A 12,918-nucleotide genomic window follows, 5' to 3' on the forward strand; every position below is an offset into this window, starting at 1 on the left:
AAGAGACAGGACCACAACCCGATCCACACCTCGAAGCTGGGCGCGCGGCTGTTCGGTTTCCCGCGCCCGATCGCGCACGGCATGTGGAGCAAGGCCCGCTGCCTGGCCGCGCTGGAGCCCCGGCTGCCCGAGGCGTACACCGTGGACGTGTCGTTCAAGCTGCCGGTGCCGCTGCCGTCGACTGTGGCGTTCAGCGCCTCGGCGGCGGGCGCGGGCTGGGACTTCGCGCTGCACAGCGCCCGGGACGGGAGACCGCATCTGGCCGGTTCCGTGCGCTGAGCGAAAGAGGGGACTTGCCGTCCCCTCTTTTCGGCGCTAAGTTGTTCTCAGATTGAGTTGTTCTCAACCTGAGAGAGTTGGTAACCGTGAACGAGCAGGAGTTCCTCGCCGGATACGACCCCCGGGACTACCCGGCGGTCGCGGTCACCGTCGACGTGGTCGCGCTGACCATCCGCGAGGGCGCGCTGCACCTGCTGCTGATCCGGCGCGGCGCGCCGCCCTACGCGGGGCACTGGGCCCTGCCCGGCGGCTTCGTCCAGCCGGACGAGGACCTGTCCGCCGGTGCTCGGCGCGAGCTGGCCGAGGAGACCGGCCTCGGCGGCGAGCGGCTACGCCGGGTGCACCTGGAACAGCTCGGCAGCTACGGCGCCCCGGACCGCGATCCGCGCATGCGGGTGGTCTCGGTCGCGCACCTGGCGTTCGCCCCCGACCTGCCCGACCCGGTCGCCGACACCGACGCCGACGAGGCGATCTGGCTGCCGGTCACCGCGCTCACCAGCCGGCAACTCGCCTTCGACCACGGCCGGATCATCGACGACGGGCTGGAGCGGGCCCGCTCCAAGCTGGAGTACACGCCGCTCGCCACCCGGTTCCTCGCCCCCGAGTTCACGATCACCGAGCTGCGGGAGGTCTACGAGACGGTCTGGGGCCACCCGCTGCACGCCGGCAACTTCCACCGCAAGGTGCTCTCCGTGCCCGGCTTCGTGGAGAGCACCGGCGCCAGCACCGAGCGCGGCGGCGCGCGCGGCGGCCCCCGCGCCAAGCTCTACCGCGCCGGAGACGCCCGGCTGCTGCACCCGGCGCTGCTGCGCCCCGCCCGGGAGGAGACGGTGCGGTGAGGACCGAGGAGGCGATCCGGCTGGTCACCGCCGCGCGCACCGACGCCGACCTGTTCGGCACGCAGGAGCCGGCCCGCCGCTACCGCGAGCTGGTCGGCGCGCTGCACCCCGACCGGCTGGGCGCGGCCGACCCGGGGGTACGCGCCGCCGCCGCCGACGCTCTCGTCACCGTCACCACCCGATGGCGCACCCCCGCCCCGATGTACGCGGGCGACGTCGCCGACCTGCACGACCACGGGGACGGGCGGCTGCTCAAGGTGGCCCGGCACCCGGGCGACAACGACCTGATGGCCCGCGAGGCGCGCGCGTTGCGCCGGATCGCCGAGCACGGCGACGCCCGGCACCTCGCGTACGTGCCGAGGCTCGTCGACTCCTACCCGGCGCGTGACCCGTCGACCGGCGTGCAACGGCAGGTCAACGAGCTGGTGACCGTACCCGGGCTGCACAGCCTCGACGACGTGCGTCGCGCGTACCCGGACGGGCTGGACCCGCGCGACGCGGCCTGGATGTGGCGGCGGCTGCTGGTGGCGCTCGGCCTGGCCCACCGGGCCGGCGTGGTGCACGGCGCGGTGCTGCCCCGGCACGTGCTGATCGAGCCGGACGCGCACGGCGTGGTGCTCGTCGACTGGTGCTTCTCGGCCGAGCCGGGCGGGCTCGTGCCGGCGCTGGTGCCCGGCCACGAGGACTGGTATCCGCCGGAGGTCGCCGCGAAGCGGCAGTGCGGCCCGGGCACCGACATCGCGATGGCCGCCCGCTGCATGACCTGGCTGATGGGCGACCGCGCGCCGCGCGAGCTGCGCGCCTTCGCCGACGGCTGCCGGGGCACCGCGCTCGCCACCCGGCCGGACGACGCCTGGCGGCTGCTGCGCGAACTGGACGAGGTGCTGCACCGGCTGTACGGGCCGCGCACCTTCCGACCCTTCACCCTCAACCCGTAGGGAGGCTGCCATGGGCAGTGGAATCTGGTCCACCGACGTGTACGACGCCGCCGACCGCTACCGGCGCCGCACCGGCAAGAGCGCGTTCTCCTACAGCGACAGCGGCGCACGGAAGGTGCACCCGGCGCTCGACCCGCGCGACGCGCTGCGGGAGAGCCGCGACTCCGCCGAGCACCCGCAGTCGACGCCGATCGCCGTGCTGTTCGACGTCACCGGCTCGATGGGGCACGTGCCCCGGGTGTTGCAGAGTAAGCTGCCGCAGCTGCTGGGCCTGCTGCTGCGCCAGGGGTACGCGAAGGACCCGCAGGTCATGTTCGGCGCCATCGGCGACGCCACCTGCGACCGGGTGCCGTTGCAGGTCGGGCAGTTCGAGTCCGACAACCGGATGGACGACGACCTCGGCCGGATCGTGCTGGAGGGCGGCGGTGGCGGCCAGATGATGGAGTCGTACGAGCTGGCGCTGTACTTCATGGCCCGGCACACGGCCACCGACAGCTGGGACAAGCGCGGCCGGCGCGGCTACCTGTTCATCATCGGCGACGAGCTGGCGTACCCGGCGGTGAAGACCGCCGAGGTGGCCCGGCTGATCGGCGACGACCTGCGCGAGGACATGCCGGTCCGGCAGATCGTGGACGAGGTGACCGCGCGCTGGGACACCTACTACCTGCTGCCCGCCGGCAGCCACTACGCGGGCAACCGCAAGGTGCTCGACTTCTGGCGCGGTCTGCTCGGGCAGAACGCGGTCGAGCTGGACGACCTGGACGCGGTCTGCGAGACGATCGCGCTCACCGTCGGCCTCGGCGAACAGGCCATCGACCTGGACGCCGGGCTGCGCGACCTGGACCGGGCCGGCTCCACCGCCACCCGGACCGTGTCGAAGGCGCTGGCCCGGCTCGGCTCCGGCCGGCGCGCGGTGGCGACGCTGCCGTTCAGCCCGGCCGGCGGCGGAAGCGGGGTCACCCGGCTGTGAACCACGTGATGGTGGTCGACCTCGGCTACGGCGACGCCGGCAAGGGCACCGTGGTGGACCTGCTCTGCGCCACCCGGCAGGTCCACACGGTGGTCCGGTTCAACGGGGGCGCGCAGGCGGCGCACAACGTCGTCCTGCGCGACGGGAGGCACCACACGTTCGCGCAGTTCGGCGCCGGGACGTTCCGTCCGGGCGTACGGACGCACCTGGCGCGGCACGTGGTGGTGGACCCGCTGGCGCTGGCCGCCGAGGCCGACCACCTCGCGTCGGTCGGCGTGCCCGACGCGCTCGACCGTCTGACAGTGGACGGGGAGGCGCTGCTCGCCACCCCGTACCACCGGGCCGCCAACCGCGCCCGGGAGATCGCCCGGGGAGCCGACCGGCACGGCTCCTGCGGGCTCGGGGTGGGCGAGGCGGTCGCGTACGGCCTCGCCCACCCCGACGAGGCACCCCGGGTGGCGGACTGCCGCCGCCCGGCGGTGCTGCGCCGGCGGCTGACCGCGCTGCGCGACCGGCTCACCGCCGAGCTGGGACCGCTCGACGCGCCGCCGGTGGAGGACTGCCTGCCCGCGTACGCGGCCTTCGCGCGCCGGGTGGCGATCGTCGACCGGACCTGGCTCGCGGGCGCGCTGCGCGACGGCACCTGCGTGTTCGAGGGCGCGCAGGGGGTGCTGCTGGACGAGTGGCACGGCTTCCACCCGTACACGACGTGGAGCACCACGACGTTCGCCAACGCCGAGACGCTGCTCGCCGAGGCGGGCATGGCCGGGACCGCGCAGCGGCTCGGCGTGCTGCGGACGACCACCACCCGGCACGGTCCCGGGCCACTGGTCACCGAGGACGCGGCGCTGCCGTTCACCGACCGGCACAACTCGGCGAATCCCTGGCAGGGCCGGTTCCGGTTCGGGCACTTCGACGCGGTCGCCCACCGGTACGCGCTGGAGGTGGCGGGCGGCGTGGACGGGCTGGCGCTCACCCACCTCGACCTGGCCGGTCCCGAGCTACGGATCTGCCGCCGGTACGAGGACACCGACCGGCTCGTCCCCGGCCCGACCGGTGACCTGGACCGGCAGGCCGCGCTCACCCGGCGGCTGCTGCGCGCCCGGCCGGTGCTGGACGAGGCGCCGGACGACTGGCCGGCCGCCGTCTCGGAGGCGCTGGGGGCGCCCGTGGTGCTCACCTCGCGCGGCCCCACGGCCGAGGCGAAGGAAGGGCCCCTGCTCGACGCCTTTTGCCTGAGAAGCGCCCCTGCCTGACACCGCACCACCGAGCATGGGTGCATGGGGGACGTGCTCGACCTGCTGCACCACACGGTGACGTCGCCGTGGGTGTATCTGCTGATCATCGCGGTCACCGCGGTCGACGCGTTCTTCCCGGCGGTACCGGGCGAGACGGTGGTGATCACGGCCGGCGTCTTCGCGGCGGGCGGCGAGCCGAATCTGGTGCTCGTGATCGTGACCGCCGCGCTCGGCGCGCTCCTCGGCGACCACATCTCGTACGCGATCGGGCGTGGCGGCGGCGCGCACCGGCTGGCCCGCTTCCCGGCGGACAGCAGGCGGCGGGCCAGCTCGGAGTGGGCCCGCCGGGCGGTCGACAGGCGCGGCGGGATGATCCTGACCACCGCCCGGTACGTCCCCGGCGGCCGGACCGCCGTCACGCTGACCATGGGTGCGGTCCGCTACCCGGCGCGCACGTTCCTGCTCTACGACGGCCTGGCGTGTACCACCTGGGGGATCTACTGCGGGCTGCTCGGCTACTTCGGCGGCCTGGCGTTCGAGCACAACCCGCTGTCCGGGCTGCTCGCCGGCGTCGCGATCTCGCTGGCCGTCACCGGCCTGTTCGAGGCAGTCCGCTGGGGCCGTCGGCGGGCCCGCCGGCGGGCCGCCGCCCGCCGCTGACCGGCGTCACGCCACCGGCGGATGCCAGCTGACGCCGCGCAGCAACTGGTCGGCGCCGAGCCAGGCCACGTTCATCATCCGGGTCGCGGTCTTGCCGGCGTCGGCCTCCGGGTGGTCGGCCAGCCAGTCGGCGAGCGACTCGCTGGCGCCGACGAGCGCGTACGCGACCACCTCCAGGTCGGTGGCGCCGACCTCGCGGCCGGAGGCGCGCAGCGCGTGGTCGAGCATCCCGGCGACCACCTCGACCAGCCGGCCCCGCATGGCGGCCAGCTCGGCGGCGAACGGCTGGGAGCCGCGGGCCTGCCGGTAGAGCACCGCCCAGCCGTCCCGGTGTGCGCCGACGAAGCCGAAGAACGCGCGCAGCCCGCGCCAGAGCCGCTCGTCGGCGGGCAGGTCGGGGGCGGCGGCGCCGGCGATCGCCTCCATCATCCGGGTGCTCTCCCGGTGCAGGCAGGCGATGAAGAGTTCCTCCTTGGTGCCGAGGTAGGCGTACACCATGGGCTTGGAGATGCCGGCGTCGTCGGCGATCTCGTCCATGCTGGCGGCGTGGAAGCCGCGGCGGGAGAACACCTTCACCGCCGCGTCGAGCATCTGCTGCTCGCGTACGGCCCGAGGGAGGCGCTTGAAGGTCGGCGTGCTGGACACCCTTGCGAGCATACCTACCCGTGCGTAAGGTTACGCCAGAGTAACCAAAGTCGGCTCCGCCCGAGAGGTGCAATCCCCCATGACTGACTTCGACCCGGCCAACTTCGCGAACGTGGGCCCGAAGGAGTTCGCGCAGCTGGTCAAGACCACGCCGGACGCCAAGATCGCCGAGATCATGTCGGGCGAGGCGCGCGGCAAGATCCTCAGCGAGGTCTTCAACCGGATGCCCGCGCTGTTCCGCGCCGACCGCGCCGGCTCCACCAACGCGGTCATCCACTGGAACATCACCGGCCGCCCGGACGGTGGCACCGACACCTACGAGATCGTCATCGAGAACGGCACCTGCACCGCCTCGGAGACCGCGACCCGCGACCCGAAGCTGAGCCTCACCATGGGCCCGGTCGAGTTCCTGAAGATCGTCTCCGGTGGCGCCAACCCGGTGATGATGTTCATGACCGGCAAGCTGAAGGCCAAGGGCGACCTGGGTCTGGCCGCCAACATCGCCAACCTGTTCGACATCCCCAAGGCCTGACATGGCCGAGTTCTCGCTAGACCTGAACGAGGAACAGCGGGACCTTCGCGACTGGGTGCACGGCTTCGCCGCCGAGGTCGTGCGCCCGGCCGCGGCCGAGTGGGACGCCCGGGAGGAGACTCCCTGGCCGATCATCCAGGAGGCCGCGAAGGTCGGCCTGTACGGGTTCGAGTTCCTCGCCACCTGCTGGGCCGACCCCACCGGCCTCTCCCTGCCGATCGCCAGCGAGGAACTCTTCTGGGGTGACGCCGGCATCGGCCTGAGCATCTTCGGCACCTCCCTCGCGGTCGCCGCGATCTACGGCGCCGGCACCCCCGACCAGCTCGTCGAGTGGGTGCCGCAGTGCTTCGGCGACGTCGACTCCCCGGCCGTCGCCGCGTTCTGCACGAGCGAGCCGGAAGCCGGCTCGGACGTCGGCTCGATGCGTACCCGCGCCGTCTACGACGAGGCCACCGACGAGTGGGTGCTCAACGGGCAGAAGGCGTACGCCACCAACGGCGGCATCGCCGGGGTGCACGTGGTCACCGCCTCGATCGAGCCCGAGCTGGGCTCGCGCGGGCAGGCCGCGTTCGTCGTACCCCCGGGCACGCCCGGTCTGACCGCCACCCGCAAGCTGCGCAAGCTCGGGCTGCGGGCCTCGCACACCGCCGACGTCTTCCTCGACGACGTCCGGGTGCCCGGCCGCTGCCTGCTCGGCGGCAAGGACGCGCTCGACGAGCGGCTGGCCCGCGCCCGGTCCGGGCAGCGCGCCTCCGGCCAGGCGGCGATGCGGACGTTCGAGCTGTCCCGCCCGACGGTCGGCGCGCAGGCGCTCGGCGTGGCCCGCGCCGCCTACGAGTACGCCCTGGACTACGCCAAGGAGCGGGTCCAGTTCGGACGGCCGATCATCGAGAATCAGGCGGTCGCGTTCGCGCTCGCCGACATGAAGATGGAGATCGACGCGGCCCGGCTGTTGGTCTGGCGCGCCTCCTGGATGGGCCGCAACAACCGGCCGTTCACCGCGGGCGAGGGCTCGATGTCCAAGCTGAAGGCCGGTGAGGTGGCCGTCTCGGTGACCGACAAGGCGGTCCAGCTCCTCGGCGGCGCCGGCTTCCTGCGCGACCACCCGGTCGAGCGGTGGTACCGCGACGCCAAGATCTACACCATCTTCGAAGGCACCTCCGAGATCCAGCGGCTGGTCATCTCCCGGGCCATCTCCGGGATGCAGATCCGCTGACCGCCGGCGGGCCGCGGCCCGACCCGTGACGACGCCTCGCGCCGTCGCGGGCCGGGCCGCCGCTCCCGGGCCGACCCGAACCGCGATCGGGCACAAGATCATGCCGAACCGGACGGCCGACCGTCCGGAGCCTGGTCGACGAACCACGAACGCGAAGGAGTTGCGCCTTGGACCTGCCGTTCATCGCCGCCACGCTGACCCGACGTGGACTGCTCACCCCGGGCGGACCGATCCGCGTGGTCTCCCAGCTCAACGCGCTGCGCCGGTGGGGCTGGAGCCTCGCCGGGGAGCTGCGCCAAGCCGCCGCCCGCGACCCCGGCCGCATCGCCGTCGTCGACGAGCGCGGCGCCACCATGACGTACCAGGAACTGCTCGACCGCTCCGAGCGGCTGGCCCGGTCGCTGCGGTCCCACCTCGGCGTGCAGACCGGCGACCGGGTGGGTGTGCTCTGCCGCAACCACCACGGCCTGATCGAGGCGATAGTGGCCGCGATGCTGCTCGGCGCGGACGCCGTCCTGGTCAACACCGGCCTGTCCGCCGCGCAACTGGTGACGGTGGCCGAGGAACAGGGCCTGCGCGCCCTCGTGCACGACGGCGAGTTCACCGAGCGCGTCCTCGGCCTCCCGGCCGAGCTGCACCGGGTCGACGAGCGGCGACAGGAGGAGCTGATCGCCGCCGCGGTCCCCGGCGAGAAGCTCCAGCCCCCGGAGCGCGACGGGCGCACCATAGTGCTCACCTCCGGCACCACCGGCGCGCCCAAGGGCGCCCGCCGGCCCACCCCGCACGGCTTCGGCCCGCTGGTGTCCATCATCGACCGCATCCCGCTGCACGCGAAGAACACCGTGATGATCGCCGCGCCGATCTTCCACACCTGGGGGTACGCCGCGCTCCAGGTCTCGTTCGCGCTGCGCGCCACAGTCGTACTGCACCGGCGCTTCGACCCGGCCGCCACGCTCGCCGCACTCGTCGACCAGCGGTGCGACGCGATGTTCGCCGTACCGGTGATGCTGCAACGGCTGATGGAGGTGGCGCCGCCGCAGCCCCTGCCGCCGCTCAAGGTGGTCGCGGTCAGCGGATCCGCGCTGCCCGGCAACCTGGCCGTCGCCTTCATGGACCGCTACGGCGACGTGCTCTACAACCTGTACGGCTCGACCGAGGTCTCCTGGGCCTCCATCGCCGGCCCACGTGAGCTGCGCGCCGCGCCCACCACCGCCGGCCGGCCGCCGCACGGCACCCGGCTGGCCATCCTCGACGAGAACGGCCGGCCGGTCCGCGACGGTGAGGTCGGGCGGATCTTCGTGGGCAACGAGATGCTGTTCGAGGGCTACACCTCGGGCGCCGGCCGGGAGAGCCGCGACGGCCTGCTGGACACCGGCGACCTGGGCCGGCTCAACGCCGACGGTCTGCTCTTCGTCGACGGCCGCGCCGACGACATGATCGTTTCCGGTGGCGAGAACGTCTTCCCGTCCGAGGTCGAGGACCTGATCGCCCGGCTGCCGCAGGTCCGCGAGGTCGCCGTGATCGGTGTGCCGGACCCCGACTACGGCCAGCGGCTGGCCGCGTTCCTGGCGCTGCGCACCGGCGAGACGCTCGACCCGGAGGCGGTCCGCGAGTACGTCCGGCGCTACCTGGCCCGCTTCTCCGTGCCCCGCGACGTGGTGTTCGTCAAGTACCTGCCGCGCAACGCCACCGGCAAGGTGCTCAGCCGGGAGCTGCGCCGCTACTTCGACTGATCCACATCGGTCAGACAGCTCGGGCCTCCCGGTGCTACCGTCTCCCCCGATCGAACGGGGAGACGGGGAGCACCACAATGGACCGACTTCGGCGGCGTACCGCGCTCGGCCTCCTCGTCGGCGGCGCGTCCGCCGCCGCCCTCGGCCCGCTCGACCCGGTCTTCGGCGGCCGGCCCGGCGACTCACCCAACCGGTTGCCGATCCCGCCGATCCCGCCGGTCTCGCCGGTCGAGCGGGAGAACCGCGCCCCCGGTGAGCCGTGGTGGCCGGAAGACGACGGCCGGGCCGCCGACGACCGGCGGCGCCAGATCCAGGGGTACGCGTCGACGACGAGCGTCGCCCCCGGCGAGGAGATCGAGTTCCACGTCGCGGTCAACCCGGCCGGACGGTTCCGGATCAGCGTGCACCGCCTCGGCTGGTACGGCGGCGCGGGCGCCCGCACGATGCTGACCAGCCCCGAGCTGCGCGGCGTGCCGCATCCGGTGCCGATCGCCGACCCCGACACCGGCGTCCTCGACTGCCGGTGGCCGGTGTCCTGGCGGCTGCCCGTCCCGCACGGCTGGCCCTCCGGCGTCTACCAGGCGGTCTTCACCTCGGCCGACGGCTGGCGGGCCTGCACGCCGTTCGTGGTGCGCGACGACCGGCGCCCGGCCGCGCTGTGCGTGGTGCTGCCGGTGACCACCTGGCAGGCGTACAACCAGTGGCCGCGCGACCGGCGGGTCGGCAAGAGCCTGTACGGCGGCTACCGGCCCGACGGGCGGCGCGACCCCGAGCTGCGGGCCCGCGCTGTCACGTTCGACCGTCCCTACTCCGGTGCCGGCCGGCCCTTCCACTTCGACCGCGACGAGGCCGCGATCCGGTGGCTGGAACGCAACCTGTACGACGTCAGCTACGCCACCAGCTTCGACCTGCACTCCGGCCGGCTCGATCCGGCCCGGTACCGGGGCCTGGTCTTCTGCGGGCACGACGAGTACTGGTCGGCCGAGATGCGCCGGGCCACCGAGGCCGGGCTGGCCGGGGGCACCAGCCTCGCGTTCCTCGGCGCGAACAGCGTCTACTGGCACGCCCGCATCCACCCCGCCGCCGACGGCCGCCCCGAGCGGGTCGTCGAGTGCGCCAAGACCGACCCCAGCCGGGGTGCCGACGGCAGCGACCCGACGTTGACCTGGCGCAGCCTCGACCAGCCGGAACAGGCGCTGCTCGGCGTGCAGTACAACGGCATCGTGCTGACCCCGCAGCCGCTCGTGGTGCGCGCCGCCGACCACTGGGTGTGGGCCGGCACCGGCGTCGCCGACGGCGACCGCATCCCGGGGGTGATCGCGGGCGAGGCGGACGGGGTGCACGCCGCCCTACCCCGGCCCGCCGGGACCACGCTCAGCTCGTCGCCGTACCCGGCCCAGCAGGGCGGGCGGCGGGTCCAGAACAGCCACGTCCACGAGACGGCACGCGGCGCTGTGGTCTTCGCCAGCGGCACGCTCGGCTGGACCCTGGCGCTGGACCGGCAGGGGCACCGTGACCCGCGCATCGAGCGGGCCACGGCGAACGTGCTCAACCGGATGGCCGGCCGCCGCCCCGGCTCGGTCAGCCCGGGATCGTGACCCGGCCGTCCACCGCCGCCGAAGCGATGTCGGTGCGGTGGTGGGAACCGGCCAGCTCGACCTCGCGTACCAGCTCGTAGGCGGCGTCGCGCGCGGCGGCCAGGTCCGGTCCGGTCGCCGTACCGCAGAGGACCCTGCCACCGGCGGACCGCAACGTGCCGTCGGCGTCCCGGCGCGTGCCGGCGTGGATGATCCCGGCGCGGTCCGCGCCGGTGATCACGTCACCGGTACGCGGGCCCGCCGGGTAGCCCTCGGCCGCCACCACGACTGTGACCGCCGCGCCGTCGCGCCAGCGCAGCGGCGGGTGCGCGCCCAGCGTGCCGGTGGCGGCGGCGTGCAGCAGCCCGCCCAGCGGCGTCTCCAGCAGGGCGAGCACGACCTGCGTCTCCGGGTCGCCGAAGCGCGCGTTGAACTCGATCACGCGCGGGCCGGACGGGGTGATCGCCAGGCCCACGTAGAGCAGGCCGGCGAACGGGGTGCCCCGGCGGCGCAGCTCCGCCAGCGTCGGGTGCACCACGTCGCGCATCACGTCGTCCACCAGGCCGGGCGGGGCCCACGGCAGCGGCGTGTACGCGCCCATCCCGCCGGTGTTCGGCCCGGTGTCGCCGTCACCGATCCGCTTGAAGTCCTGCGCGGGCAGCAGCGGCACGGCCGCCTCGCCGTCGGTGACCACGAACAGGGAGACCTCGGGGCCGGACAGGTACTCCTCGATCACCACCCGGCCGCACTCCGCGGCGTGCCGCTCGGCCTCGGCCCGGTCGTCGGTGACCACCACACCCTTGCCGGCGGCGAGCCCGTCGTCCTTCACCACGTACGGCGCGCCGAACTCGTCGAGCGCGCGCGCAACCGCAGCCGCGTCCTCGCAGGTGTACGCACGGGCGGTCGGCACCGCCGCGGCGGTCATCACGTCCTTCGCGAACGTCTTCGAGCCCTCCAGCCGGGCCGCCTCCGCGCTCGGGCCGAACACCGCGATGCCCTTGGCGCGTACCGCGTCGGCGACGCCCGCCACCAGCGGCGCCTCCGGCCCGATGACCACCAGGTCGGCCGCGACCTCGACGGCGAGGGCCGCCACGGCTGCCGGGTCGGTGGGTGTCACCTCCCGCAGCTGCGCCACCGCCGCGATCCCCGGATTCCCCGGAGCCGCAAACAGCGCCTCGACGGCCGGATCCCCGGCGAGTCCGAGCGCGAGAGCGTGCTCCCGCCCACCACCACCCACAAGAAGTACGCGCACGACCGGCATCCTACTGACCACCCCACCCCACCCCGTCGATCATGAAGTTGACGGCAGGATTTGAGATCGACATCGTCGTCAACTTCATGGTCAACGCCTGGCCCTCGCGGCCAGCGCCGCGCGGACGACCTGGGGGATGTAGTCGGGGCGGAGGGTGTCGGGCCAGGTGAATCGCAGGACGGTCCAGCCGGCGTTGGTCAGCCGGTTCTGCCGCTGCCGGTCGTCGAAGAGCGCGTCGGGCGTGGAGTGCGGATCCCTGCCGTCCGCCTCGGCGATCACCCGGGCGGCCCGCCAGCCCATGTCGCCGACGCCGAGCAGGTAACCGTCGGCGTCGCGTACCTCGACCTGGAGCGCGTCCGGCGGGACGCCGCCGTCGACGCACCGCAACCGGGTACGCGTCTCCAGCGGCGACTGGGCGGCACCGTTCGCCTCGGCCAGGTGGCGACGCGCGTTCACCACGCCCCGCCGGCCCGCGATCAGGGCGGGGATGACGCCGAACTCCTCCTCGGTGATCCTCCCCTGGTTCAGCGCCGAGTCGAGCAGGGCCACCGCGTGGTAGCGGGGCGCCCGGAGGACGAGTTCCGCGAGCGTGTGCGTGGGAGCCGTCACCGGAATGCCGTCGACAGTCGTCAGCGCCTGCTCGGGATGCTCGAACTGGTGCAACGCCACGGCGGGGTCCTTGACGCGGGTCGGCCGGGCCGCACGACCCGGGACTGCGACGTGAATCGCACCAGCTCTCGGCAGCCCTGCGATCCCGTGCAGCTCGGCGGCCGTGCCGAGAACGGCATGCGCCTGCGGGCCCAGCGACAGGACCGCCGCCCGGATCTGACGACGCCGCTCCGAGCCGTCGGGTCCGGGGCGGTCGACGGCGTAGGTCGCGCGAGCCAGCCGTCGCCACCGACGCGAGGTCAGGAGGTTGTCGATCTCGTGCCGGCTGTAGCCGGCCCGGAGTGCCTGCGCACGGGTGACGACGCCACCCTGGTCACTCGCGATCTGCCGGATCACCCAAGCGCGTTCCACCCACCGAGCGTCCCCGCGC

The 12,918-nt window shown here is 73.8% G+C and carries 13 protein-coding genes; 10 read left to right on the forward strand and 3 right to left on the reverse strand.

The annotated features are described in order from the left end of the window. The 6 genes from EAD96_RS16590 to EAD96_RS16615 all read left to right on the forward strand — a co-directional run. Positions 1-279, forward strand: a 279-nt coding sequence (locus tag EAD96_RS16590) for a MaoC/PaaZ C-terminal domain-containing protein (RefSeq protein WP_255498989.1), incomplete at its 5' end; no start/stop codon positions are given. 86 nt (positions 280-365) lie between these two features. Further along, the gene (locus tag EAD96_RS16595; protein ID WP_121684963.1) at positions 366-1,118 is read left to right on the forward strand and encodes an NUDIX domain-containing protein; all 753 of its coding nucleotides are present in this window, start codon (positions 366-368) and stop codon (positions 1,116-1,118) included. After that, complete coding sequence (locus EAD96_RS16600) at positions 1,115-2,056, forward strand: serine/threonine protein kinase (RefSeq protein WP_121684964.1); 942 nt, start codon at positions 1,115-1,117, stop codon at positions 2,054-2,056. Before EAD96_RS16595 ends, EAD96_RS16600 begins: the two co-directional genes overlap by 4 nt. 10 nt (positions 2,057-2,066) lie before the next feature. Beyond that, positions 2,067-3,026, forward strand: a complete 960-nt coding sequence (locus tag EAD96_RS16605; RefSeq protein ID WP_121684965.1) for a hypothetical protein — start codon at positions 2,067-2,069, stop codon at positions 3,024-3,026. Next, positions 3,023-4,282 (forward strand): adenylosuccinate synthetase, encoded by a 1,260-nt coding sequence (locus EAD96_RS16610; RefSeq protein WP_121684966.1) that lies wholly within the window; start codon positions 3,023-3,025, stop codon positions 4,280-4,282. Before EAD96_RS16605 ends, EAD96_RS16610 begins: the two co-directional genes overlap by 4 nt. Positions 4,283-4,306: 24 nt before the next feature. Continuing rightward, on the forward strand, positions 4,307-4,924 hold the full coding sequence (locus tag EAD96_RS16615) for a DedA family protein (RefSeq protein ID WP_121684967.1): 618 nt from the start codon (positions 4,307-4,309) through the stop codon (positions 4,922-4,924). 6 nt (positions 4,925-4,930) lie between these two features. On the opposite strand, the gene EAD96_RS16620 is transcribed toward EAD96_RS16615, so the two are convergent. Further along, positions 4,931-5,569 carry a TetR/AcrR family transcriptional regulator gene (locus EAD96_RS16620; protein ID WP_199733199.1) on the reverse strand — a complete coding sequence of 213 codons (639 nt, stop codon included), beginning with the start codon at positions 5,567-5,569 and terminating at the stop codon, positions 4,931-4,933. Between the two features lie 79 nt (positions 5,570-5,648). Between EAD96_RS16620 and EAD96_RS16625 the strand changes: the two genes are divergently transcribed. From EAD96_RS16625 to EAD96_RS16640, 4 genes are all read left to right on the forward strand, one after another. Beyond that, entirely contained in the window at positions 5,649-6,101 is a 453-nt protein-coding gene (locus EAD96_RS16625; protein WP_120572351.1) for an SCP2 sterol-binding domain-containing protein, read from the forward strand. Position 6,102: 1 nt separating this feature from the next. Continuing rightward, complete coding sequence (locus EAD96_RS16630) at positions 6,103-7,317, forward strand: acyl-CoA dehydrogenase family protein (RefSeq protein WP_121684968.1); 1,215 nt, start codon at positions 6,103-6,105, stop codon at positions 7,315-7,317. A 167-nt stretch (positions 7,318-7,484) separates the two neighbouring features. After that, entirely contained in the window at positions 7,485-9,050 is a 1,566-nt protein-coding gene (locus tag EAD96_RS16635) for an AMP-binding protein (protein ID WP_120572353.1), read from the forward strand. A gap of 77 nt (positions 9,051-9,127) precedes the next feature. Beyond that, the gene (locus tag EAD96_RS16640) at positions 9,128-10,648 is read left to right on the forward strand and encodes a N,N-dimethylformamidase beta subunit family domain-containing protein (RefSeq protein ID WP_121684969.1); all 1,521 of its coding nucleotides are present in this window, start codon (positions 9,128-9,130) and stop codon (positions 10,646-10,648) included. Here EAD96_RS16640 and purD read toward each other — a convergent pair. After that, entirely contained in the window at positions 10,632-11,879 is a 1,248-nt protein-coding gene (gene purD / locus EAD96_RS16645; protein ID WP_121684971.1) for a phosphoribosylamine--glycine ligase, read from the reverse strand. The genes EAD96_RS16640 and purD overlap by 17 nt on opposite strands. Before the next feature lie 90 nt (positions 11,880-11,969). Continuing rightward, positions 11,970-12,918 (reverse strand): type IV toxin-antitoxin system AbiEi family antitoxin domain-containing protein (locus tag EAD96_RS16650; protein ID WP_368666029.1); only part of this gene is annotated, 949 nt, incomplete at its 5' end.

This window comes from Micromonospora sp. BL1, from assembly GCF_003667485.1.
In the GTDB taxonomy this organism is placed as follows: domain Bacteria; phylum Actinomycetota; class Actinomycetes; order Mycobacteriales; family Micromonosporaceae; genus Micromonospora; species Micromonospora tulbaghiae.

What these genes read in the sequence shown, in the direction of transcription:
- EAD96_RS16630 (WP_121684968.1), top strand. Translation starts at nt 6,103, where the DNA reads ATGGCCGAGTTCTCGCTAGACCTGAACGAGGAACAGCGGGACCTTCGC.
- EAD96_RS16605 (WP_121684965.1), top strand. Translation starts at nt 2,067, where the DNA reads ATGGGCAGTGGAATCTGGTCCACCGACGTGTACGACGCCGCCGACCGC.
- EAD96_RS16615 (WP_121684967.1), top strand. Translation starts at nt 4,307, where the DNA reads ATGGGGGACGTGCTCGACCTGCTGCACCACACGGTGACGTCGCCGTGG.
- EAD96_RS16640 (WP_121684969.1), top strand. Translation starts at nt 9,128, where the DNA reads ATGGACCGACTTCGGCGGCGTACCGCGCTCGGCCTCCTCGTCGGCGGC.
- EAD96_RS16625 (WP_120572351.1), top strand. Translation starts at nt 5,649, where the DNA reads ATGACTGACTTCGACCCGGCCAACTTCGCGAACGTGGGCCCGAAGGAG.